The sequence below is a fragment of the Pseudomonas sp. TUM22785 genome (genome assembly GCF_028198105.1).
Lineage (GTDB): Bacteria > Pseudomonadota > Gammaproteobacteria > Pseudomonadales > Pseudomonadaceae > Metapseudomonas > Metapseudomonas solani.
The window spans coordinates 29,222-51,836 of sequence record NZ_CP116239.1 but is presented as its reverse complement, the minus strand read 5'-3'; the positions used below and the strand labels follow the sequence as shown (position 1 = coordinate 51,836).

The 22,615-nt window shown below is 68.6% G+C and carries 20 protein-coding genes; 14 read left to right on the top strand and 6 right to left on the bottom strand.

Features of this window, described 5'->3' with window-relative positions:
- Positions 1-135: 135 nt before the first annotated feature.
- The 9 genes from PI990_RS00240 to PI990_RS00200 all read left to right on the top strand — a co-directional run bounded on the left by PI990_RS00240 (position 136) and on the right by PI990_RS00200 (position 12,476).
- Positions 136-636 carry a sigma-70 family RNA polymerase sigma factor gene (locus PI990_RS00240; RefSeq protein ID WP_021219907.1) on the top strand — a complete coding sequence of 167 codons (501 nt, stop codon included), beginning with the start codon at positions 136-138 and terminating at the stop codon, positions 634-636.
- Entirely contained in the window at positions 633-1,595 is a 963-nt protein-coding gene (locus tag PI990_RS00235; protein WP_271659526.1) for a FecR domain-containing protein, read from the top strand. The genes PI990_RS00240 and PI990_RS00235 overlap by 4 nt, the downstream gene beginning before the upstream one ends.
- 126 nt (positions 1,596-1,721) lie before the next feature.
- Positions 1,722-4,139 (top strand): TonB-dependent siderophore receptor, encoded by a 2,418-nt coding sequence (locus tag PI990_RS00230; RefSeq protein ID WP_271659525.1) that lies wholly within the window; start codon positions 1,722-1,724, stop codon positions 4,137-4,139.
- Positions 4,140-4,289: 150 nt separating this feature from the next.
- On the top strand, positions 4,290-4,808 hold the full coding sequence (locus PI990_RS00225; RefSeq protein ID WP_271659524.1) for a sigma-70 family RNA polymerase sigma factor: 519 nt from the start codon (positions 4,290-4,292) through the stop codon (positions 4,806-4,808).
- A complete protein-coding gene (locus PI990_RS00220) occupies positions 4,805-5,764 on the top strand; it encodes a FecR domain-containing protein (RefSeq protein ID WP_271659523.1) in 960 nt (319 codons plus the stop codon). The genes PI990_RS00225 and PI990_RS00220 overlap by 4 nt, the downstream gene beginning before the upstream one ends.
- A gap of 100 nt (positions 5,765-5,864) precedes the next feature.
- Positions 5,865-8,306: a TonB-dependent siderophore receptor gene (locus tag PI990_RS00215; RefSeq protein WP_271659522.1), complete on the top strand. Its 2,442-nt coding sequence runs from the start codon at positions 5,865-5,867 to the stop codon at positions 8,304-8,306.
- A 156-nt stretch (positions 8,307-8,462) separates the two neighbouring features.
- Positions 8,463-8,978, top strand: a complete 516-nt coding sequence (locus tag PI990_RS00210; RefSeq protein ID WP_271659521.1) for a sigma-70 family RNA polymerase sigma factor — start codon at positions 8,463-8,465, stop codon at positions 8,976-8,978.
- The gene (locus PI990_RS00205) at positions 8,975-9,898 is read left to right on the top strand and encodes a FecR domain-containing protein (protein WP_271659520.1); all 924 of its coding nucleotides are present in this window, start codon (positions 8,975-8,977) and stop codon (positions 9,896-9,898) included. Before PI990_RS00210 ends, PI990_RS00205 begins: the two co-directional genes overlap by 4 nt.
- A gap of 136 nt (positions 9,899-10,034) precedes the next feature.
- Entirely contained in the window at positions 10,035-12,476 is a 2,442-nt protein-coding gene (locus PI990_RS00200; RefSeq protein ID WP_271659519.1) for a TonB-dependent siderophore receptor, read from the top strand.
- 13 nt (positions 12,477-12,489) lie between these two features.
- On the opposite strand, the gene PI990_RS00195 is transcribed toward PI990_RS00200, so the two are convergent.
- Complete coding sequence (locus PI990_RS00195; protein ID WP_271659518.1) at positions 12,490-13,371, bottom strand: LysR family transcriptional regulator; 882 nt, start codon at positions 13,369-13,371, stop codon at positions 12,490-12,492.
- Positions 13,372-13,478: 107 nt separating this feature from the next.
- On the opposite strand from PI990_RS00195, the gene trpB reads away from it, so the two are divergent.
- The 3 genes from trpB (at position 13,479) to PI990_RS00180 (ending at position 16,087) form a co-directional block, all read left to right on the top strand.
- Entirely contained in the window at positions 13,479-14,687 is a 1,209-nt protein-coding gene (gene trpB, locus PI990_RS00190) for a tryptophan synthase subunit beta (protein ID WP_271659517.1), read from the top strand.
- Positions 14,684-15,493, top strand: a complete 810-nt coding sequence (gene trpA / locus PI990_RS00185) for a tryptophan synthase subunit alpha (protein ID WP_021219915.1) — start codon at positions 14,684-14,686, stop codon at positions 15,491-15,493. Before trpB ends, trpA begins: the two co-directional genes overlap by 4 nt.
- 81 nt (positions 15,494-15,574) lie before the next feature.
- Positions 15,575-16,087: an REP-associated tyrosine transposase gene (locus PI990_RS00180; protein ID WP_271659516.1), complete on the top strand. Its 513-nt coding sequence runs from the start codon at positions 15,575-15,577 to the stop codon at positions 16,085-16,087.
- 83 nt (positions 16,088-16,170) lie between these two features.
- Here PI990_RS00180 and PI990_RS00175 read toward each other — a convergent pair whose 3' ends face one another.
- Positions 16,171-17,037, bottom strand: coding sequence for a carboxylate/amino acid/amine transporter (locus PI990_RS00175; protein WP_271659515.1), 867 nt, complete (start codon positions 17,035-17,037; stop codon positions 16,171-16,173).
- Positions 17,038-17,142: 105 nt separating this feature from the next.
- Here PI990_RS00175 and PI990_RS00170 point away from each other — a divergent pair, with 105 nt between their 5' ends.
- Together PI990_RS00170 and PI990_RS00165 are read left to right on the top strand one after the other, a co-directional pair.
- Complete coding sequence (locus PI990_RS00170; protein WP_271659514.1) at positions 17,143-17,823, top strand: FadR/GntR family transcriptional regulator; 681 nt, start codon at positions 17,143-17,145, stop codon at positions 17,821-17,823.
- 66 nt (positions 17,824-17,889) lie between these two features.
- The gene (locus tag PI990_RS00165) at positions 17,890-19,329 is read left to right on the top strand and encodes a flavin monoamine oxidase family protein (protein WP_271659513.1); all 1,440 of its coding nucleotides are present in this window, start codon (positions 17,890-17,892) and stop codon (positions 19,327-19,329) included.
- A 4-nt stretch (positions 19,330-19,333) separates the two neighbouring features.
- Here PI990_RS00165 and PI990_RS00160 read toward each other — a convergent pair whose 3' ends face one another.
- The 4 genes from PI990_RS00160 to PI990_RS00145 are packed head-to-tail and all read right to left on the bottom strand — an operon-like array spanning position 19,334 to position 22,602.
- Positions 19,334-19,702 carry a DOPA 4,5-dioxygenase family protein gene (locus PI990_RS00160; protein ID WP_271659512.1) on the bottom strand — a complete coding sequence of 123 codons (369 nt, stop codon included), beginning with the start codon at positions 19,700-19,702 and terminating at the stop codon, positions 19,334-19,336.
- Positions 19,703-19,758: 56 nt separating this feature from the next.
- Complete coding sequence (locus PI990_RS00155) at positions 19,759-20,364, bottom strand: hypothetical protein (RefSeq protein WP_271659511.1); 606 nt, start codon at positions 20,362-20,364, stop codon at positions 19,759-19,761.
- Entirely contained in the window at positions 20,361-21,596 is a 1,236-nt protein-coding gene (locus PI990_RS00150) for a peptidylprolyl isomerase (protein WP_271659510.1), read from the bottom strand. The genes PI990_RS00155 and PI990_RS00150 overlap by 4 nt, the downstream gene beginning before the upstream one ends.
- A gap of 19 nt (positions 21,597-21,615) precedes the next feature.
- Positions 21,616-22,602 (bottom strand): phospholipase, encoded by a 987-nt coding sequence (locus PI990_RS00145; protein ID WP_021219921.1) that lies wholly within the window; start codon positions 22,600-22,602, stop codon positions 21,616-21,618.
- Positions 22,603-22,615 lie beyond the last annotated feature (13 nt).

Here is a 22,615-nt window from a genome sequence, read left to right as displayed (position 1 = left end):
GCAGAAGGCGGCGTATCGGTGCGCCGGACGCTTGGCCCCCGGCCCGCTGCATCGGGCCCGCAACGGTTCAGGTGGACCTGCACGGGCATTTGTATAAGATACGACGCATTCTCATTTGTATCCGGTTCCCCTCCCGTGTCCGCGTCCAGCAAACTGGGTTTCTTCTTCAGCGACCACCACCGCTGGCTGCTGCAGCATGTGCAGCGGCAGCTGCGCAACCGCGCGGACGCCGAAGACACGGCGGCCGAAACCTTCTGCCAGCTGCTGGTCGCCCAGGTCGACCCGGCCACCATCGAGCAGCCCCGCGCCTACCTCTCCACCATCGCCCGGCGGCTGATCTTCGACCGCCACCGGCGTCGGCGCCTGGAGCAGGCCTACCTGGAGCGGCTGATGCTGCTGCCGGAGGAGCTGGCCCCCTCGCCGGAAGAGATCCACCTGCTGCTGGAAGCCCTGCACGCCGTCGACCGCAGCCTCGCCGGCCTGCCCCAAGCGGTGAAGAAGGCCTTCCTCATGAGCCAGCTCGACGGCCTCGGCTATGCCGAGATCGGCCGCCGCCTGGACGTCTCCGAGCGCACCGTCGGCCGCTACATGACCCAGGCCCTGCGCCAGTGCTACCTCACCGGGGTGCAGCCATGAGCCAGGCCCCTGTCGACCGCGCCGGCGAAGAAGCCATCGCCTGGATGGTGCGGCTGCGCGCCGGCACGCCCGACGCCCGCCAGCAGGCCCGTTTCGAAACCTGGCTGAACAGCGACAGCAGCCACCAGGACGCCTGGGCCCGCCTGCAAGGCGGCCTCGGCGGCCACTACGACACCCTGCGCAGCTTCGAGCGGCGCGCCCCGGGCCAGGCCCGCGAAGCCCTGCTGCAACCGGAACTGTCGCGACGCAACCTGCTGCGCGGCCTGGCCGGCCTCGGCCTGCTGGGTGGCGGCCTCTGGCTCGGCGCCAGCAGCCAGGCCGGCCAGGCGTTGATGGCCGACCTGCGCACCGGCACCGGCGAGCGCCGCCGCTTCACCCTGGCCGATGGCAGCCTGCTGGAGCTCAACGCCGACAGCGCCGTCGACCTCGATTTCTCCACCAACGCCCGCCTGCTGCACCTGCGCCAGGGCGCGCTGGTGATCAGTGCGGCCCAGGGCAGCACCCAGCCCCTGGTGGTGCGTACCCGCCAGGGCGACGTGCGCACCCTGGGCGGGCGCCTGCTGGTGGAGCAACTCGCGGAAAGCACCCGCGCGGTGGCCCTGGAGCGCGGCGCCCAGGCGTCGCAGTTGCTGGGCGGCTCCCTCGGCCTCGGCGAAGGGCAGGCGGCGCTGCTGCATGCCCGCCACATCGAACTGCTCAGCGGCGACCAGCGCAACCGCGCGGGCTGGCTGCAAGGCCGCCTCAATGTGCTGGACGAGCCCCTGGAGGCGGTGATCGACGCCCTGCGCCCCTACCGACGCGGGCTGATCCGGGTCAGCCCCGAGGTCCGCCAGATCAAGGTCCAGGGCGTGTTCCCCCTGGACGACCCCGACCGCGCGCTCACCGCCCTGGGCGAAACCCTGCCGATCCGCGTCGACACCTACGGCCCCTGGCTGACCTTGATCAGCGCGCCCGTTTGAATGCCGCGAGGCCCATGGATAGCGGCCTGCACAGGCAGCGAATGAAAATTCATCTCATTCGTGTCCGGTTTTTTGCGTTCGTCCCACCTATCTCCTGACAACGCCCACACATTCAGGAGAATCTCCGTGCGCAAACCCTGGCCCCGCGCCATTGCGATCGCCGTCGCGCTCGCCGCCACCGGCCCGCTCGGCTACGTCTACAGCCAGCCCGCCAGCCAGCAACAGGTGCTGGCCTTCGACCTGCCCGCCGCCAGCCTGGCGGAAACGCTCAACGCCATCGCCAGCCAGAGCGGCCAGGTGGTGTCCCTGGAGCCGGTACTGGTCAAGGGCAAGCTGGCGCCGGCCGTCAGGGGCTCGATGACCGCCACCCAGGCCATGCAGCGCGCCCTCGAAGGCAGCGGCCTGGAACTGCGGGTCACCGAAAGCGGCAACTACAGCGTGCAGCACAAGGCCGACAGCACCGGCGCCATGGAGCTGGGCGCCACCACCGTCAACGCCGCCGGCCTCAGCGCCACCAGCGAAGGCAGCGGCTCCTATGCCGCCCGCGCCATCAGCATCGGCAAGGGTGAGCGGACGCTGAAGGAAATCCCCCAGTCGGTCACCGTCATCACCCGCAAGCAGCTCGACGACCAGGGCATCACCGACCTGCGCGAAGCGGTCAACCGCACCACCGGCCTGGTGGGCGCCCAGGGCATCGGCCCAGGCATGGTCATCTCCTCGCGCGGCTTCCAGATCGACGACTGGCAGTACGACGGCGTGCCGGTACCGCGCAACTTCTACGTGCTGGGCAACTGGGCGACCCAGGACCTGGTGTTCTTCGACCGCGTGGAAATCCTCCGTGGCGCCGCCGCCCTGCTACAAGGCGCCGGCAGCCCAGGCGGCGCGGTGAACCTGGTGCGCAAGCGCGGCCAGGACGCCCCCACCGTCGCCATCACCGGCAAGGCCGGCACTTGGGACCACTACGGCCTGCAGCTCGACGCCGGCGGCCCGCTCAACCCGGAAGGCACCCTGCGCGGCCGCGTGGTGGTGGACGAAGACCGCAGCCACTCCTTCACCGACTACGTCTGGGACGAGACCCGCTCGTTCTACGCCGCCCTCGACTACGACTTCACCCCCGACACCACGGTCGGCTTCGGCGTCAGCAACACCGACGGCGAATCGCGGCCGATGATGCGCGGCCTGCCGCGCTACCCGGACGGCAGCGACATCGGCTTCTCGCGCTCCACCTACAGCGGTGCCACCTGGAACCACCTCGACACCGACCAGACCACGGTCTATCTCGATCTTGAGCACCGCTTCGACGACAACTGGACGTTCAAGTCCTCGCTGCTGCGCATGCAGGAACACAGCGACTCGATCCACCAGCGCATGCACGGCGACGTCGCCGCCGATGGCAGCGGCCTGAACTTCGCCGACTGGATCACCAACTTCCAGTCCACCAAGATCGGCATGGACAACTACCTCACCGGGCGCTTCAACGCGCTGTCGCTGGAACACGAAGTCACCCTGGGCGGCAACTACTCCAAGTACACCTCGGACGACTTCTACGCCCGGCGCTTCGTCCCCGGCGGCAACATCTTCGCCATCGACCACCACCGCCCGAAACCCACCGTCGCCGACATCCTCGCCTCGCCGGGCGGCCGCGCCTACAACGCCGGCTACGACGTCCGCCAGAAGGGCCTGTACGGCAGCTGGCGGGTCAAGCTGGCCGAGCCGCTGACCCTGGTGATGGGGTCCCGCGTGAGCGGGTACGACTACGAGTACAACGTCACCGGCGGCACCCCGAGCCGCACCACCGCCACCGGCGAAGTCACCCCCTACCTGGGGCTGATCTACGACCTCAGCGAGCAGTGGGCGGTCTACGCCAGCTACACCGACGTGTTCGAGCCGCAGACCGAGCGCTCCGCCGATCAGAAGATCCTCGAGCCGATCGTCGGCACCAACTACGAGGTCGGCCTCAAGGGCGAACTGCTCGACGGCCGCCTCAACACCTCCCTGGCGGTGTTCCGCTACAACCAGAAGAACCGCGCCACCCAGGACCTCGACTCCGGCTTCGAATGCGACGGCTGGTACTGCTCCCGGGCATCGGGCCAGGTGCGCAGCCAGGGCATCGAGGCGGAGATCAGCGGCGAGCTGCTGACCGACCTGCAGGTGTTCGCCGGCTACACCTACAACACCACCAAGTTCCTCGAAGACCCGGACAACAAAGGCAGCATCTACAGCCAGTGGACGCCCAAGCACATGCTGCGGGTGTGGACCGACTACCGTCTGCCGGGCAACCTGCGTCGCTTCAGCGTCGGCGGCGGCTTCAACACCCAGAGCCACACCGTCAGCTTCGCCCGTGACTTCGAAGTGCCCGGCTTCACCGTGTGGAACGCGCGGTTGGGCTACGAGCTGAGCTCGGAGGTCGACCTGGCGCTCAACGCCAACAACCTCTTCGACAAGCGCTACTACCAGCCCGGCTTCGCCGCCGGCGACGGCGCCAACAACTTCGGCGACCCGCGCAACCTCATGCTCACGGTCAAATACACCCCGGAGTTCTGATCCCGCGTCATCACTGCAGGATGGGCGCCGCCACAAGGCCGCCCATACTGCGGCCCCGCCTCCGCACCCATGGCGTATTCCCAAGCGCACCCGCTCCACTTAGAATTGCGATCAATTCTTATCCGCACTTAGGCATCACGGGAGCATCGGGTGTCCACTGTCATCCCCGAGCCATCGCTGCAACAGGATGTGCACCGTCTCTACAAGGACCATCACGGCTGGCTGCAAGGCTGGTTGCGGCGGCGCCTGGGCGACCGTGAGCGGGCGGCCGACATCGCCCAGGACACCTTTCTCCGCCTGCTGGTGACCCGGCGCCTGCCCGGTAGCGGCGAGGGCCGCAGCTACCTGGCGCAGATCGCCCGCAACCTGGTCATCGACCAATGGCGGCGCCAGCGCATCGAACAGGCCTACCTCGACAGCCTGGCCATGCTGCCGGAACCGGAAACCCCCTCCCTGGAGACCCGCGCCATGGTCATCGAGACCCTGCTGCAGATCGACGCCATGCTCGACTCGATGCCGGCCAAGGTGCGCGAAGCCTTCATGCTCTCGCAGTTCGAGGGCCTGACTTATCCACAGATCGCCGAGCGCCTGCAGGTCAGCGTCAGCTCGGTGCAGAAGTACATGATCCGCGCCATCCAGGCTTGCTACCACGTGCTCTACGCCGAATGACAGCCCATCGCGACGCGCCCATCGCCCCCGCCATCGTCGAGCAGGCCAGTCACTGGCTGATGCTGCAGTGGGGTGGCGAACTGGACGGCGAGCAACAGCGCCGCTTCGTCGCCTGGCAGGACGCCGACCCCGAGCACCAGCGCGCCTGGCAGCGCCTGCAACAGCTGCAGGGCACCCTCGCCGGCGTACCCGGCGACACCGCCCGCGCGGTGCTGCGCGACATGCCCGACGCCCGCCGCCGGCAGACCCTCAAGCTGCTCGGCCTGCTGCTGGTGGCCGGCGGCAGCGGCTACGCGGCCCAGTCGCACCTGCCCTGGCGCGAAGCCATGGCCGACCTGCGCAGCGGCACCGGCGAACGCCTCGAACGCACCCTGGAGGACGGCAGCCAGCTGATGCTCAACAGCGGCAGCGCGGTGGACATCCTCTTCAGCGACGCCGAGCGGCGCGTCCGCCTGCTGGCCGGCGAACTGCTGCTGGACAGCGGCCAGGACCCGGCCGGGCGACCGCTGATCGTGGAAACCGCCGCCGGGGAGATCCAGGCCCTGGGCACGCGCTTCACGGTCTACGAGCAGGACGGCGGCAGCCGCGTGCAGCTCTACGACGGCCAGTTGGAACTGCGCCCGCGCCACGCAGCCGCTACGCGCCTGCAGGCCGGCCAGAGCCTGTGGTTCTCCGCCGGGCGGCTCGGCGAGCTCGGCAGCGCCGATGCCAATGCCATCGCCTGGAGCCAGGGCCGCCTGGTCGCCGAGCGCATGGCCCTGGGCGAGTTCATCGGCCAGCTGTCGCGCCACCGCCCCGGTGTGCTGCGCTGCGACCCCGAAGTGGCGGGCCTGGTCCTCACCGGCGTCTTCCCCCTGGCCGACACCGACCGCGTGCTGGCCGCCCTGCAGCAATCGCTGCCCGTCGAGGTGCACAGCCTGACCCGCTACTGGGTCACCGTCCGCGCCCGCGCCTGAGCCCTGAAAAAAAACTTCACCCGGCGTTGTCGGTTTCCCCGGCTCGCTCGGGATACCTCTTGAAATCAATCAAGAAGCATTCTCAAGAGGACGTTCCAGAATGCCGTATCTGCCCGCTTCCCATCGCTCCCGCCTCAGCGCCGCCATCCGCCACGCCCTGTTCGCCAGCCTGCTGGTCGCCGGCCCGGCACTGGTCGCCACCGCTCCCCTGGCCCAGGCCGCCAGCGAACAGACCCGCGCCTACGCCATCCCCGCCGGCAACCTCGACCAGGCGCTGAACCGCTTCGCCAGCGAGGCCGGCATCCTCCTCTCGGTGGACGCGAAGCTCACCGCCGGCAAGCGCAGCCCCGGGCTGAACGGCAACTATGGGGTGAACGAAGGGCTGGCCCGGCTGCTGGCCGGCACCGGCCTGCGCGCGCTCAACAGCGGCGGCAACTACGCCCTGGAAGTGGCGACCAGCAGCGGCGACACCCTCGAACTGGGCGCAACCAACATCAACAGCACCCTGCTGGGTGAAACCACCGAAGGCAGCGGCTCCTACACCACCGGCGCCGTGACCATCGGCAAGAGCGCCCAATCGCTGCGCCGCACGCCGCAATCGGTGACCGTGGTCACCCGCAAGCTGATGGACGACAAGAACCTCGTTTCCCTCGACCAGGTGATGGCCCAGACCCCAGGCATCACCCGCGCCAACCGTGGCTACGGCAACCACCACTTCAGCTCCCGCGGCTTCGACCTCACCGACGAGAGCTACATGGTCGACGGCGTGCCCGGGCAGGCCTTCGCCTACACCGGCTGGATGACCCCGGACATGGCCATGTTCGACCGCGTCGAAGTGCTGCGCGGCGCCTCCGGGCTGCTGGTGGGCGCGGGCAATCCGGGTGGCGCGGCGAACCTGGTGCGCAAGCGCCCCACGGTGGACCCGCGCTTCTCCATCACCACCCGCGCCGGCTCCTGGGACAACTACCGCCTCGACCTGGACGCCAGCGGCAAGCTCAACGACGAAGGCACCCTGCGCGGCCGCATGGTCGCCTCCTATGAGGATCGCGGGTACTTCATCGACGTCACCGAATCCAAGCGCCCGCTGCTCTACGGCATCGTCGAAGCCGACCTCAACGACGCCACCACGGTCGCCCTCGGCCTGCGCCGGCAGACCTCGCGCATCGACGGCTACAGCGTGCTGGGCCTGCCGATAAACCCCGACGGCAGCAACCCGCACCTCAAGCGCTCGACCTTCCTCGGCCAGGACTGGGCCAAGCTGCAGAGCCGCACCGACGAAGTGTTCGCCGACCTCAGCCACCGCTTCGACGACAACTGGACCGGCAAGCTGGCGCTGTCCCACTCCGAGAGCAGCTACAACCGCAGCGCCATCGAATGGGGCGCGGGCGACACCCTGGACTACGGCAGCCCCACCGGCCCCATGGTCAACGACATCAGCTACCACAAGTTCGACGCCACCTCGAACGCCGTGGACGGCCACCTGGACGGCGAGTTCGAGGCCTTCGGCCTGTCCCACCAGGTGACCCTGGGCGCCAACTGGTCCAAGCGCAAGATGAACGACAAGGACGCCACCGTCGCGCTGCCCAACCCCATTCCCCTCGACGTCTTCAACCCCAACCACGGCAACGTGCCCCAGCTGGCGCGCCAGGGCTGGGACGCCAAGGACGACACCATCGAAACCCGCTACGGCACCTACCTCAGCACCCGCCTGCACATGACCGAGGACCTGAGCCTGGTCCTCGGCGGCCGCCTGAGCTGGTACAAGACCGACTCCTGGAGCGGCGACCTGCTGTCGACCAACGAGCAGAAGCACGAATTCACGCCCTTCGCCGGCGCCATCTACGACCTCGACGACGCCTGGTCGCTGTACGCCAGCTACGCCGACATCTTCATGCCCCAGGCCGGCTACCGCACCGCAGGCGGCAGCATGCTCGACCCGGCCATCGGCTCCAACTACGAGACCGGCATCAAGGGCGAGCTGTTCGACAAGCGCCTGAACCTGTCCTTCGCGCTGTTCTACATCGAGCAGGAAGACGTCGCCGCCCGCGACTACGCCAACGACGGCAACTGCCCGCAGGACGTCGCCAACCGCTGCTACGTGAACAGCGACGGCATCAGCCGCAGCAAGGGCTTCGAGGCGGAGGCGAGCGGCGAGGTGCTGCCGGGGCTGCAGGTGGCGGCCGGCTACACCTTCAACACCACCCGCTCGGAAAACGGCGGCCCCATCTCCGCGCAGACCCCCAAGCACCTGCTGCGCCTCAACACCCACTACAGCCTGCCGGGGGAGTGGAACCGCCTCAGCATCGGCGCCGGCGTATCGGCGCAGTCGGGCTACGAGGATGCCTACAACGAAACCGCCAACAGCGGCCGGGCGATCTACGATGCGCGCGCCGCCTACAAGATCGACCCGAACTGGACCGTCGGCGTGGACGTCGAGAACCTCTTCGACCGCACCTACTTCGACTCCACCGGCTACTGGACCCGTGGCACCACCTACGGCACCCCGCGCAGCTACATGCTCACCCTGCGCGGCGACTTCTAGCCCCGCCCACGAGCCGATGGCGGCAAGCCCCGCGCTTGCCGCCATCGACCCGGCCGCTGTGGCCCCCATTCAACTGCCCATTCCCAAACACCCGCTCCCACCCATAGAATTGCGACAAATTCTTATTTGCATCGCGATGCTTCCGGGAGGGACCTGGTGTCCACCGCAATCCCCGATTCCGCCCCACACGCCCAGCTGGACGCGCTCTACCGCGAGCACAACGGCTGGCTGCGCGGCTGGTTGCGCAAGCGCCTCAACGACTCCGCCGATGCCGCCGACCTGGCCCAGGACACCTTCGTCCGCGTGCTCCTGGCCCGCAGCGCCGGTGGCCTGCGCGAGCCACGCCACTACCTGGCGACCATCGCCCGTGGCCTGGTCATCGACCTCTACCGCCGCCGTTCCCTGGAACAGGCCTACCTGGAAGCCCTGGCCCAGCGCCCCGAGGCCTATGAGCCCTCGGCCGAGGAACGCGCGCTGATTCTCGACAGCCTGCTGGCCATCGACCGCCTGCTCGACGGCCTCGGCGCGCGCACCCGCGCCATCTTCCTCGCCGTGCAACTGGACGGCCTGAGCTACGAGAAAGCCGCCGAGCGCGTGGGCGTCTCGGTCAGCACGGTGCGCAAGCACCTGGCACGTGGGCTGATGCACTACCTGCTGCTGGATGACGCATGAAGGCCATCCTCACCCAGGCGGTGGACTGGTATGTGCGCCTGCACGAGAGCACGGTCAGCGACTCCACCCGCGACGCCTGGCAAGCCTGGCTGGCCGCCGACTCCAGGCACGCCCAGGCCTGGCAGCGCATCGAGCAGTTGCAGCAGCGCCTCGGCGAAGCCCCGCCCGGGCTGGCTGCCACGACCCTGGAACAGGCACGCCAGCAGCGGCGCGCCGCCTTGAAGATGCTCGTCATGCTGCTCGGTGTCGGTGCGGTCGGCTGGCAGGGTTACCGCCTCTCGCCCTGGCACGCGGACTACGCCACCCGAGTCGGCGAGCGACGCCGCTTGACCCTGGCCGATGGCAGCCGCCTCGACCTCAACACCAACACCCGCGTCGATATCCGCTTCGATGCCGGGCAACGCCTGATCCACCTGCGCCAGGGCGAAATCCTCGTGGAAACCGCAAAGGACTCGCGCCCGCTCAGCGTGCAGACGGACGAAGGCCGCCTCCTCGCCCTCGGCACCCGCTTCGTCGTGCGCCAGGGTGACGGCCTGACCCAGGTAACGGTCGAGGCCCATGCCGTAGAGGCCCGCCCGCGCCTGGCCATGGGCCCGCCGGTACGTGTGGACGCCGGCCAGGCCCTGAGTTTCAGTGCCGACACACTGGGCGTGCTCGGCGCGATGCCCGCCAATGCCTCCGCCTGGACCCAGGGCATGCTGGTGGCCGTGGACTGGCGCCTGCAGGACCTGCTCGCCGAGCTCTCCCGCTACCGCCAGGGCTACCTCGGCTGCACACCCGAAGTAGCCGAGCTGCGGCTGTCCGGCGCCTTCAACCTCGACGACAGCGACGCCGCCCTGGCCAACCTGCAGGACTCCCTGCCGGTACGGGTGCGCCAGTTGACGCGTTACTGGGTCTGGGTCGAGGCCAGGCCGACCTGAACCATCCGTTCGCCCCGGGGCGGCTGACGGCCGAAAAATTTCAGACTCAGGGGCAACAGATTTTCATTCCTGCTTCGGCTCCACCTGCATGCACGCATCAGACCCGGCCCATGCCACCCCGAACAGGAACGCTTACATGCCCGCACACCCCTCCCTACTTGCTCGCCGCATCCGCCACGCTGCGCTGTCGCTGAGCCTCTCCGGCTCCCTGCTGGCGTTGCCTTCGGCCTGGGCCGAACCGCTGGGCTACGACATCCCGGCCGGCAGCCTGGCCACCGCACTCAGCCAGTTCGCCGCGGCCAGCGGCGTAACCCTCAGCTTCAGCAGCGAGGAAACCGCCGGCCTGCAATCACCCGGCCTGCATGGCGACTACGAACTGGAGCAGGGCTTTGCGCAGTTGCTGCAAGGCAGTGATCTGCTGCTCAGGCAGGCGGGAGAGAAACGCTATGTGCTGCTGAAAGCCGAGCAGGACAATGCAATGCAACTGGACGCCACCAGGATTTCCAGCAGCACGCTGGGGCAGACCACGGAAGGTTCGGGCTCCTACACCACGGGAGCGATGCAAAGCGCCACCAAGCTGCCCTTGTCGATCCGCGAGACACCGCAATCGGTCAGTGTCATCACCCGCCAGCGGATGGACGACCAGGGCATGAAGACCCTGGAAGACGTGCTCAAGAGCACCCCCGGAATCTCGATGACGAGGAACGGCCCGCAGCGACCCAACTTCTATGCGCGGGGCTTCGCGGTCGAGAACCTGATGACCGACGGCCTCTCCAGCGAGCTGTCCCATTACCTCACCCGCGACATGAACTCTTCGCCGGACATGGCGATCTACGACCGAGTTGAAGTGGTACGGGGCGCCACCGGCATGATGCAGGGGGCCGGCAACCCCTCGGCCGCCATCAACCTGGTGAGAAAGCGACCGACTGCAAGCCCGTACCTGACCATCACCGGCAGTGCGGGCAGCTGGGACAACTACCGCAGCGAAGTAGACGCATCGAATGCGCTCAACGAATCCGGCACGCTGCGCGGGCGGGTGGTCACCTCGTACCAGACCAAGCAGAGCTTTCAGGATGTCGCCGACAGCGAGCGCACCGTGTTCTACGCCATAGGCGAGGCGGACCTGGGCGACTGGGCCACCCTGACCCTCGGCGCCTCCGACCAGAACGGCAACAACACCAGCTCCTGGGGCGGCCTGCCGACGGCGAAGGACGGCAGTGACCTGCACCTGCCGCGCTCCACCTACCTGGGTAACGACTGGGAGTACTGGGACCAGGACAACACCACGCTCTTCACCCGCCTGGAGCAGCGCTTCGACAACGACTGGAAGCTGCTGCTGGCCGCCAGCCGCACCTGGTCGGACTTGGCCATGCACGGCACCCAGGTGGAGCGCATCTACTGGGTCGACGAAGACCAGTTCGGCCAATACGTCGGCCAGTACCGCTACAAGGACCGGCAGAACAGCTACGACGCTTATACCTCCGGGCCCTTCCAGGCTTTCGGTCGCACCCATGAACTGGTCGTCGGGGCCAGCCAGCGCGAGCTGATCTTCCAGGGCAACGGCAACTACCTGGATGACGAGCTGGACATGGACATCTTCGCCTGGAACCCCAGCCGCGTACCCAAGCGCAACCTGGACATGAGCTACTGGCAACAGGAACGCAGTTCGCGGCAAAAGGGGGGCTATATCACCTCACGCCTCAACCTGCGCGATGACCTCAAGCTCATCGTCGGTGGCCGCCTCGACTGGTTCGACTACGACGCCACAACCCGCAACGGCACCCGCACCACCCACTCGGGCTACGAAGTCACCCGCCATGTGACGCGCTATGCCGGCGTGATCTTCGACCTCGACGCACATCACTCGGCGTATGCCAGCTACACCGACATCTTCAAGCCGCAGTCGGAGCTCACCGCCAGCGCACAAGGCCTCAAGCCCATCGAGGGCAAGAACCACGAGGTCGGCATCAAGGGCGAATACTTCGACGGCAGGCTCAATGCCAGCGCGGCGATCTTCCGCATCGACCAGGAGAACCGCGCCCAATCACTGGATCGCAACCAATGCTCGGACCTGGTGCCCAGCTGCTATGAAGCGGCGGGGGTCGTGCGCAGCGAGGGGCTCGAACTGGAGATCAACGGCAGCCTCGCTCCTGGTTGGCAGATCGGCGCCGGCTACACCTACGCCGAGGCCAAGTACCACAAGGACGAAACCAACCAGGGGCGGCTGTTCGACACCGAGCTGCCGCGCCATATGTTCAAGGCTTTCACCAGCTACCAACTGCCTGGGGAACTGCACCGCTGGACCCTCGGTGGCGGCGTCTACCGGCAGAACACCGTCTACAACCAGGACACCAACTTCTATGGCGCGGAGACACCCTTCCGCATCGAACAGAAGGGCTACACCCTGGTGGACCTGATGACCAACTACAAAGCCTCTGAGCAGGTCGACCTGCGCCTGAACCTGAACAACATCTTCGACAAGAAGTACTACCAGAGCATCGGCTCAAACACCGCCTTTGCGGTCAACCAGTACGGCGAACCACGCAACGCCACACTGACCCTGCGCTGGTCGCTATAGGACCCTGGCCGCGCTACAGCGCCTGGCGCAGCCATTGCGCCAAGCGTTCGGCACGCGGGCCCTGGCGCCCGGCCGGCACCCACAGGGCCAGCCGCGCCGGGGTCTCGACGAAGCCCCAGGGCGCCACCAGGCGGCCGGCAGCCAGGTCATCGGCCACCAGCTGCTGCGGGGCGATGGCCACGCCCAGGCCGGCCACCGCCGCCTCCAGCAGGTAGTACAGGTGCTCGAAGCCCTGGCCCAGCTGCAACCCTTCCGCGTCCAGTCCCTCCGCCCGGGCCCATTGCGGCCAGGCCTGGGGGCGCGACGCGGTGTGCAACAGTGGGCGCCGCAACAGGCGCTCGGGCGGCGCCTGCTCCAGCTCGGCGAAACCGGCGTAGCGGGGGCTCAGCACCGGGCCGATGCGCTCCCCGGCCAGCTCGAACACCTGCATGTCCGCCGGCCAGGGCGGCGCGGCGAACAGCAGGGTGGCGTCCAGCTGCGGGCTGCGCGGGTCCAGCTCGCCCTGGCTGCTGGAGAGCTGCAGGCGCAGCTCCGGCAGCTCACGGTTGAGCCGGTCCAGGCGCGGAATGAACCAGCGCGCCAGCAGGCTGCCGGGGCAACCGAGGACGAAGGGGCGGTCCTCCTCCTGGCGGCGCAGGTCGGCGCAGACGCCACGCAGGCGCTCGAAGGCATCCCCAGCCGCCTCGGCCAGACGCTGGCCGGCATCCGTGAGTTTTATGCCGCGCCCATCCTTGGCCAGCAGCGCCACGCCCAGCTGTTCCTCCAGCGCCCGCACCTGGCGGCTCACCGCGCCGTGGGTGACGTGCAGCTCTTCTGCCGCTCGGCTTACGCTGAGCAGGCGGGCGGCGCTTTCGAAGGCCTTCAGGGCATTGAGGGGAGGGAGGTCGCGGCTCATGGTCATCTGTGAGTTTTACTGACATGTCAGCGCAATCTAATCGCTTTTCCCGGCTCCGGCCAGCGGTAGAATGGCTGCCATCGGATACCACTCCCAGGAGTTCCACCATGACTTCACTGCGCACCGGCCCAGACGCCAAGGGCCTGTTCGGTTCCTTCGGCGGCCAATACGTCGCCGAAACCCTGATGCCGCTGATCCACGACCTGGCCCGCGAATACGAAGCCGCCAAGGAAGACCCGGAATTCATCAAGGAGCTGGCCTACTTCCAGCGTGACTACGTCGGCCGCCCGAGCCCGCTGTACTTCGCCGAACGCCTGACCGAGCACTGCGGCGGCGCGAAGATCTACCTCAAGCGCGAAGAGCTGAACCACACCGGCGCGCACAAGATCAACAACTGCATCGGCCAGATCCTCCTGGCCAAGCGCATGGGCAAGAAACGCATCATCGCCGAGACCGGCGCCGGCATGCACGGCGTGGCCACCGCCACCGTGGCCGCGCGCTTCGGCATGGAATGCGTGATCTTCATGGGCACCACCGACATCGACCGCCAGCAGGCCAACGTCTTCCGCATGAAGCTGCTGGGCGCCACCGTGATCCCGGTCACCGCCGGCACCGGCACCCTCAAGGACGCGATGAACGAAGCCCTGCGCGACTGGGTGACCAACGTCCACAACACCTTCTACCTGATCGGCACCGTCGCCGGCCCGCACCCGTACCCGGCCATGGTCCGCGACTTCCAGGCCGTCATCGGCAAGGAGACCCGCGAGCAGTTGGCCGAGAAGGAAGGGCGCCTGCCCGACTCGCTGGTCGCCTGCATCGGCGGCGGCTCCAATGCCATGGGCCTGTTCCACCCCTTCCTCGATGACACCAGCGTGGCGATCATCGGCGTCGAGGCGGCCGGCCACGGCATCGAGACCGGCAAGCACGCCGCCAGCCTCAACGGCGGCGTACCCGGCGTACTGCACGGCAACCGCACCTTCCTGCTGCAGGACGAAGACGGCCAGATCATCGACGCCCACTCCATCTCCGCCGGCCTCGACTACCCCGGCATCGGCCCGGAACACGCGTGGCTGCATGACATCGGTCGCGTCGAATACACCTCCATCACCGACGACGAAGCCCTGGATGCCTTCCACCAGTGCTGCCGCCTCGAAGGCATCATCCCGGCCCTGGAGAGCTCCCACGCCCTGGCCGAAGTGTTCAAGCGCGCACCCGGCCTGCCGAAGGACCACATCATGGTGGTCAACCTCTCCGGCCGTGGCGACAAGGACATGCAGACCGTGATGCACCACATGCAACAGGAGCCCAAGGCATGAGCCGCTTGCAGACCCGCTTTGCCGAACTGAAACAGCAGAACCGCGCCGCCCTGGTGACCTTCCTCACCGCCGGCGACCCGGGTTACGACGCCTCCCTGGCGATCCTCAAGGGCCTGCCGGAAGCCGGCGCCGACGTGATCGAACTGGGCATGCCCTTCACCGACCCGATGGCCGACGGCCCGTCGATCCAGCTGGCCAACATCCGTGCCCTGGCGGCCAAGCAGAACCTGGCGAAAACCCTGCAGCTGGTCCGCGAGTTCCGTGAAGGCAACCAGAACACCCCGGTGGTGCTGATGGGCTACTTCAACCCCATCCACTACTACGGCGTCGAGCGCTTCATCGGTGACGCCAAGGAAGCCGGCGTGGACGGCCTGATCGTCGTCGACCTGCCGCCGGAACATAACGAAGACCTGTGCCACCCGGCCCAGGCCGCCGGCATCGACTTCATCCGCCTGACCACCCCGACCACCGACGACAAGCGCCTGCCCGTGGTGCTCGATGGCAGCTCCGGCTTCGTCTATTACGTCTCGGTGGCCGGCGTCACCGGTGCCGGCTCCGCCACCCTGGAGCACGTGCAGGAAGCCGTGGCCCGCCTGCGTCGCCACACCGACCTGCCGGTGGCCATCGGCTTCGGCATCCGCACCGCCGAACACGCCGCCAACATCGCCCGCCTCGCCGACGGCGTGGTAGTGGGCTCCGCCCTGGTGGACCAGATCGCCAAGGCCGAAACCGCCGAACAGGCCATCGACGGCGTCCTCACCCTCTGCAAATCCCTGGCCGAAGGCGTGCGCAGCGCCCGCGCCTGAGGAGCAAGCCCACCCGCACGGACTTCGTAGGGTGGGCTTCAGCCCACCAAAAAAGACCCGAACACGAGGCAACGGATTGCCATGTCGAACTACCGCCGAAGCCTGGTGCCCGGTGGCACCTTCTTTTTCACGGTCACCCTGGCCGATCGCCGCGCCACACTGCTGACCGATGCCATCCCTTCGTTGCGCCGGGCCTACTCCCTCGCCCTGCAACGCATGCCCTTCGACACCGTCGCCATCTGCGTACTGCCGGACCATCTGCACGCCATCTGGACCCTGCCGCCCGGGGATGCTGACTTCTCCCGCCGCTGGAGCCTGATCAAGAGCCAGTTCTCCATGACGCTGCCCCCGTCCCCACGCTCGGCAAGCGAGGCGAACCGGCGGGAGAAAGGCATCTGGCAACGGCGCTTCTGGGAGCACCAGACCGACCTGGAACGGCACGTCGACTACATCCACCACAACCCGGTCAGGCATGGGCTGGTGACACAGGTGAAGGACTGGCCCTATTCGAGCTTCCACCGCTACGTGAAAGACGGGCTGCTACCGGAAGACTGGGCCGGGGTTGGGGAGGATGCCGGTGGCTTTGGTGAATAGCTGAAGCATCGTGGTGGGCTGAAGCCCACCCTACGCCCGGAACCGGTGCTCTCGGTAGGGTGGGCTTCAGCCCACCATTGTTACTAAAGCCGCAACTCGACAGGCCGCCGGCCCAGGCGACTTATCCACAGGGAAGCGAGGATGACCGCGCCGCCCAGGGCGAGGCGGGGGAGGTCGGCGTCGCGGTTCCAGATCAGCAGGTTGACCACCAGGCCGGCGGGGACGTGAAGCTCGTTCATCACCGCCAGGGTGCCGGCGCTGACGGCGGTGCTGCCCTTGACCCACCAGAACATGCCCAGGGCCGTGGCGAAGAGGCCCATCCACACCAGCACGCCCCATTGGACCGACGTTTGCGGCAGTCGCTCGGGGTTGCCGAAGAGCAGGAAGGAGGGCAGCGCCAGCAGCAATGCGCCGAGGAAGAAGTGGCCGAAGAAGCGGTGCAGCGGCTGCTCCACCGGATGGCGCACCAGCAGGCGGCGGCAGAGCACCTGGCCGGCGGCGAAGGTCGCGTTGGCCACCTGCAGCAGGATGAAGCCCAGCAGGTAGTCGCCCTCCAGGCGGTCGAAGCGGATGATCACCCCGCCGCCCACCGCCACCAGGGCCGCCAGCAGCGCCCAGGGGCTGAAGCGGCGGGACAGGGCGTCGTCCAGCAGGGTCACGTAGATGGGCGTGAGCACGGTGAACAGCAGCACCTCCGGCACCGTGAGCACGGCGAAGCTGCGGTACAGGCACAGGTAGGTGATGCCGAACTGCAGCGCCCCGGCCAGCCAGAACCCCGCCAGCAGCCTTGTCGGCAGCCCGCGCCAGCGGGTGAAGGGCAGGAACACCAGCGCCGCGATCAGCACCCGCGCCAGCACGGCGAAATCGCTGTCCACCCGCCCGGCCAGGTACTCGCCTATGAGGCTGAAGGAAAAGGCCCAGAGCAGGGTGACGACGAGCAAGTAGCGCATGGCGGGTCTCCGAAAACAGGCGGCGGATCATAGGCCGTGGCTCAGCGCGCGTCGATTCGCCACGGGGCCTTGACTTAACTTGGTAACCAAGTAGATTTTCACGCCATGGACGAATCGATCACACCCGCCCCCAGGGGGCATGCCGCCGACGCCGCGCTGGAAGGCCTTTTCATCGAGATACTCGATGGCCAGCTGGCGCCCGGCGAATCGCTGCCAGCCGAGCGCCTGCTGGCCGAGCGCTACGGCGTCTCGCGCATCACCGTGCGCCAGGCCGTGCACAAGTTGAAGGACGTCGGCCTGGTGGAAGTCCGCCAGGGCGGTGCCAGCCGCGTGCTGGACCCGGCCCGGGCCGATGCACGGATCTTCGAGCTGCTGCTGCGCTGCGCCGGTCGGCTGCAATCCGACGCCGCCACCCGCCTGCTGCGGGACCTGGCCGAGTACCAGCAGCTCTATGCCATCGGCCTGCTAGAGGCGGCCTCGCGCCATGCCACGGATGCCGAGCGGGAACACCTGCTGCAACAGGTGGACACCTGCCCGGCCACGCTCGATGCCGCCGACGCGCAGCGCCTGGAAGACGCCTTCTGGCGACGCATCACCGCCATCGGCCGCAACCGCATCCTGCAGATGGAAATGGCCCTCTGGCAGCGCTGGACCGACGACCAGGACGCCATCGACGGCGATCCCGCCGAGCTGCGCTGGTTCTACCTGACCCTGGCCCGCCAGCTCCTGGCCCGCCAGGACCCCGTGCCCTTCTACCTGGCCTCGGTGCGCACCACCTCGGCCTGAACCCGACGACCGCGGGAAGCGGTCTTTTTTCGCCTCCGGCAACTTGGTTACCAAGTGGAGAACACCATGCGCTACCGACTGCTCGAACCCCTCTCACTCACCCGTCGGCACCTGCTGTGCCTCAGCGGCGCCGCCCTGCTCGCCGCGATTACCCGCAGCGGGCGCGCGGCGGTCCCCGAACCCACGGCGCTGGAGCTGGATGTCGCGATCATCGGTGCCGGCCTCTCCGGCCTGGTGGCGGCGCGGCGCCTGGCCGGCAGCGGCCTGCGCGTGGCGGTGCTGGAGGCCCGCGAGCGGGTGGGCGGGCGCACCGTCAACCAGCCCATGGGCAACGGCCTGGAAGTGGACGGCGGTGGCCAGTGGGTGGGCGGCGACCAGCCGCTGGTGATGGAACTGGCCAGCGACCTGGGCATTCCCCTGGTGCCCCAGTACCGCGGCGGGCAGATGGCCGCCCTGCTGGGTGGCGAGCGCTACACCTTCGATGCCGACGAGCCGCCAGGGGACGCCGTGCGCGCACTGCAGGCACGGCTGGAGGCCATGGCCGGGCAGGTGCCCCTGGAAGCGCCCTGGAGCGCGGCCCGCGCCGATGAGTGGGACCGCTGGAGCCTCGCCGCGTGGCTGAAGGCCGAGCGCGCCGATGTCGAGGCCGTCGAGGCGGTGTCCACCACGGTCGCCACCACCCTGAACAGCGCGCCGGACCGGGTCTCGCTGCTGTGGTTTCTCTTCTACCTGCACTCTGCCGGCGGCTTCGCCGCGCTGGACGACCAGGCCCAGCAGTTCCGCCTGCAGGGCGGCGCGCAGCGGCTGTCCCTGAACCTGGCGCAGCAGCTCGGCCCCTCGGTGCTGCTGGGCGCGCCGGTGCGACGCATCGAGGGCTGGGACCAGGAGGCGGTCACCCTGGATTGCGCCCTGGGCCGCCTGCGTGCCCGCCGGGTGATCGTGGCGATGATGCCCGCCGACATGGCCCGCATCGGCTTCTCACCGGCGCTGCCCAAGGGGCGCGCCGCCCTGCAGAAGGGCTGGACCGGCGGCAGCGGTATGAAGGTGCACTTGAGCTATGCGCGGCCGTTCTGGAAAGAATCGGGGCTCTCCGGTGCCGGCTTCATCGACAGCGCTCTGGTGCAGATGACCTTCGACAGCAGCCCCGCTCATCAGGGCCTGGGCGTGCTGCTGGCCTTCCTCGACCCGGCGCGGGCGGGGAACGATGCCCGCAAGCGCCAGGCACGGGTGCTGAAGGAGCTGGTGCGGCTGTTCGGCGAGGAAGCGGGCCGACCGCTGGCCTACGTGGAGCAGGACTGGAACCACGAGCCCTGGACCGCCGGCTGCGTATCGCCGCTGCCGCCGGGCCTGCTGAGCCGCCACGGCCACCACCTGCGCGCGCCCCTGGGCAACCTGCACTGGGCCGGCAGCGAAACGTCGTCTGTCTGGTGCGGATACCTGGAAGGTGCGGTCCGCGCCGGCCGGCGCGCGGCGGACGAAGTCCTGGCAGCCCTGCGCCCGGCCTGAGTCGCTAGAGGTCGTACTCGATGGCGCCGTCGCTGAGGCCGGAGAGGTCCAGCGGCCGCACGGCGCCCATCCACATCGGGTAGTCGCGATGGTCGCGCAGGTCGCTGCCGGTGATGGGGTGGACCAGCACATTGAGGCCGGCGCGGTTGAGGGCGAGCCAAGGGATGAGTTCGCCGAACAGCTCGGGGCGGAAGGCCAGTTGGCAGCTCCAGTCCGGATGGGGGCCGACGGGCTGGCGGTGCAGGCGGCCCATCTTCAGGGGGAAGCGGCGCGCGGCCTCTTCGCAGAGTTCGCGGGCCTGTTCGAAGCTGTCCGCGTCGTAGTAGACGTGGGCGTGGAAGCCCTTGATGCGGGGTAGGGGGGCAGCCTGCATGTTCACCTCTCTCGGGTACCGACGCGCCATGGTACCCGCAACCCACGCGCCCTGGCTCAGGGTTTGGGCGGTGTCGGCACAGTGCCGCCGGGCAGCAGCTGCGGCGCCTGCCGTTCCAAGCGGCTCTGCAGGGCTTCCAGTTGCTGCAGGGCGGCGCGGGCTTCGTCCAGCTCGGCGGCCGTGCGCTCGCCGCTCTGGGCTGCCGCCTCGATGCGCGCGCGGATCTCGGGGATCTGCTGCACGCCGCTGGTGTAGGCCTGCACCAGCTCGCGGGCCTGCCGGTCTTCCAGCGCGGCATACTGGCGCGGGTCGGCCAGCTCGGCGGCAGTGGCCCCCTGGCGGGGCTTGAGGCCACCCAGCTCGGGGCGGCGCGGGTCGCCTTCCTGCTCCATCATCTGCATGAAGAGAATGGCGTCCTGCTGGTCCAGGGGGCGTTCCTCCGGCACCGCTGCGGCCACCTGGGCCACGGCGGGACGGGGCGCAGGTGTCGGAACGGGGCTGAGCACCGGCTCACGGGGCGACGGTACGACCGCCACCTTGGGGCGTACCACCGGCGCCGCTTCGGCGGCGGCCATGGGCGTCGGCTCCAGGGTCACCATGATTCCCGCCACAGCCACGGCACCCGCGCTACAGACCAGGGCGGCGGCGATCCAGCCCTTCACAGGCCTTCCACCTTGGCGCTGGCCAGCAGGGCACCGAGTTGCGCATCCACCTGGGCGGCGAGCTTTTCCCGCGCCACGGCCTGGTTCACTTCGAAACGCACGCTGCGGTCGTCCAGGGGCAGTTGGCGGTCCTCGCGGCTGCGCACGCGGACGATCTCGAAGGCGCCGTCGATGTGCATGGGCTGGGACAGGCTGTCGGCCTTCTGGATCAGCGCGGTCTTGCGCAGCAGGTCGAGGTCCGCGTCAGCGGGGCGGATCAAGCCCAGGTCGCCTGGCGGCGTGCGCGTCTTGTCCTCGGCCTGGGAGTAGCGACGCACCGCTTCGTCGAAATCCAGCCCCTTCTGCAGCTCCTCGTAGACGCGGTCGGCGCCGGCCTGGTCGGCCAGGCGGATGTGCGCGGCCTGCACCTGGGCGACGTTGCGGTACTGCGCCAGGTTGCGCTGGTAGTAGGCCTGGGCCTCGGCATCGGTGACCTGGGCGGCGAGGGCGCGCAGGGCGTCGGACTCGTGGTGGAAGTCGCTGTAGAGGCCGATCTGGTGCAGGTAGCGGTGGCGCACCAGGCGGTCCCGCACCAGGGCTTTGACGCCCTGGCGCTCGGCCGGGGTGAAGCCGTCGCGGCCCAGGCGGTACCAGAGGTGATCACGCTGCACCCGGGCCTGCACCTGGCGCGCCAGGTATTCGAGGTTGCCCTTCTGCAACTCCACCTGGCCCTGGACGTTGTCGCCACGGTAGAGGTCCAGCAGGTCGAGGCTGTGCTCGGGCTCGCCGGGGAACTGCCAGCGGATCAGCTCCACCTTGGCCGCCGCCTGTTCCTGGACCGGGCCGAGCACCAGGCTGTTGGCCACCAGCACGCTGCTGGACGGCGTCAGCACCTCGCGCAGGCGCCGCGAATCCAGGGGCTGCGGCTGGCGCAGGAAGGGGCGCATGTCCTGGCGGGCGTCGCGGCCGTAGTACTGCTCCAGCAGGTTGCCGGCCTCGATCTCCACCGTGGCATCCAGGTCGGCGCGGCTCTGGGCGTTGAGCTGGCCTTCCACGTCGCGGGCCAGCAGGTGGTTCTCCACCAGGCCACGGCGCAGCTGCGCCGGGTCGGTGTTGAACTTCACCCGCGACAGCACCTGCTGCAGCAGGGCGATGCTGCGCCCGGGCAGCAGCTCGCCGTCGATGCGCAGGTCCTTGGCGGTGGGCATGGCCTGGGCCGCGCCCAGGTACAGCCCCAGCACCAGGCCGGCCACGAGCCGGACCCGGGTTCCTTCAGAGTGCCTTGGGTGCATTGAAGCTGTTGGCTCCCTTGGTCAGGACGCTGACGGTGAGCGCGATGGACTCGGGGATCAGCTCCTTGGCCACGCGCAGGCGGGTTGCATAGCTGGTGTCGTAGAGCGGCTCGGGGTGCGCGTAGGCGACGCGGCCGGTCTGCAGCATCAGGTCGCTGACGCTGCGGCTGGCGTCGTAGCGGCCGATGAGGTTGGCCACCGCGGCCTGGTCGTTGAGGCGCTCGCTGGCGTAGTGGTCGTCGACCCAGCCTTCCCAGCTGGAGTGGCCGTTGGCCGAGGTGATCCACACGTGGTGGGGCTGGGCCACGTCGCCCGTGGCGTGCAGCGCGTAGCCGATGGTCTGCAATGAGGGCGCGGCGCGGAACTGGTCGAACCAGTAGCTGGCGAGGTTATCCACAGGCTGGAAGGCGGCGTTCTGGAAGTCGCCGTAGTGCTCCTGCCAGTCGGAGCGGCTGCCACGCCGGTAGTGGGCTTCGGTGGTGTCGAAGTCGGCCCGCTTCAGCTCGCGGTTGTAGAGGTAGACCATGGCGTACCAGTCGACATCGGAGATACCGCCGTCGACCTTGTGGTAGCGGTAGTCGTAGCCGCCGTGACGATTGCCGTGGGCGTCGCCCTCGCGGGTGAGGTTGAGGAAGTGCCAGTAGGAGGTGTAGTTGACGATGCCGGACGCGGCGCCCCACAACGGCGCGTGCTCGTAGCCGACCCACCAGCCACCCAGGCGCGTGTCCTTGAAGTCGTCCACGTCGTAGGCGGCCTGGCCGAGGGTTTCGCCCGCCTTGGCTTCACTGCCGGCCGCGCTGACGTAGAAGCCGTAGGCCCGGCGCATCTCCTCCGTGGCATAGGGGGAGTTCATGTAGGCCAGTGCATCCTTGACGATGTTCTTGTGGGTGGGCTGGGACCAGGCGTTGGCCTGGCCGGCCATGGCGCAGATGCAGAGACCTGCAGCCAGGTGGACGAGGGGTTTCATCGGCAGCGCTCGG

What these genes read in the sequence shown, in the direction of transcription:
- PI990_RS00235 (WP_271659526.1), top strand. Translation starts at nt 633, where the DNA reads ATGAGCCAGGCCCCTGTCGACCGCGCCGGCGAAGAAGCCATCGCCTGG.
- PI990_RS00220 (WP_271659523.1), top strand. Translation starts at nt 4,805, where the DNA reads ATGACAGCCCATCGCGACGCGCCCATCGCCCCCGCCATCGTCGAGCAG.
- PI990_RS00215 (WP_271659522.1), top strand. Translation starts at nt 5,865, where the DNA reads ATGCCGTATCTGCCCGCTTCCCATCGCTCCCGCCTCAGCGCCGCCATC.
- PI990_RS00205 (WP_271659520.1), top strand. Translation starts at nt 8,975, where the DNA reads ATGAAGGCCATCCTCACCCAGGCGGTGGACTGGTATGTGCGCCTGCAC.
- PI990_RS00200 (WP_271659519.1), top strand. Translation starts at nt 10,035, where the DNA reads ATGCCCGCACACCCCTCCCTACTTGCTCGCCGCATCCGCCACGCTGCG.
- PI990_RS00195 (WP_271659518.1), bottom strand. Translation starts at nt 13,371, where the DNA reads ATGAGCCGCGACCTCCCTCCCCTCAATGCCCTGAAGGCCTTCGAAAGC.
- trpB (WP_271659517.1), top strand. Translation starts at nt 13,479, where the DNA reads ATGACTTCACTGCGCACCGGCCCAGACGCCAAGGGCCTGTTCGGTTCC.
- trpA (WP_021219915.1), top strand. Translation starts at nt 14,684, where the DNA reads ATGAGCCGCTTGCAGACCCGCTTTGCCGAACTGAAACAGCAGAACCGC.
- PI990_RS00180 (WP_271659516.1), top strand. Translation starts at nt 15,575, where the DNA reads ATGTCGAACTACCGCCGAAGCCTGGTGCCCGGTGGCACCTTCTTTTTC.
- PI990_RS00175 (WP_271659515.1), bottom strand. Translation starts at nt 17,037, where the DNA reads ATGCGCTACTTGCTCGTCGTCACCCTGCTCTGGGCCTTTTCCTTCAGC.
- PI990_RS00170 (WP_271659514.1), top strand. Translation starts at nt 17,143, where the DNA reads ATGGACGAATCGATCACACCCGCCCCCAGGGGGCATGCCGCCGACGCC.
- PI990_RS00165 (WP_271659513.1), top strand. Translation starts at nt 17,890, where the DNA reads ATGCGCTACCGACTGCTCGAACCCCTCTCACTCACCCGTCGGCACCTG.
- PI990_RS00160 (WP_271659512.1), bottom strand. Translation starts at nt 19,702, where the DNA reads ATGCAGGCTGCCCCCCTACCCCGCATCAAGGGCTTCCACGCCCACGTC.
- PI990_RS00145 (WP_021219921.1), bottom strand. Translation starts at nt 22,602, where the DNA reads ATGAAACCCCTCGTCCACCTGGCTGCAGGTCTCTGCATCTGCGCCATG.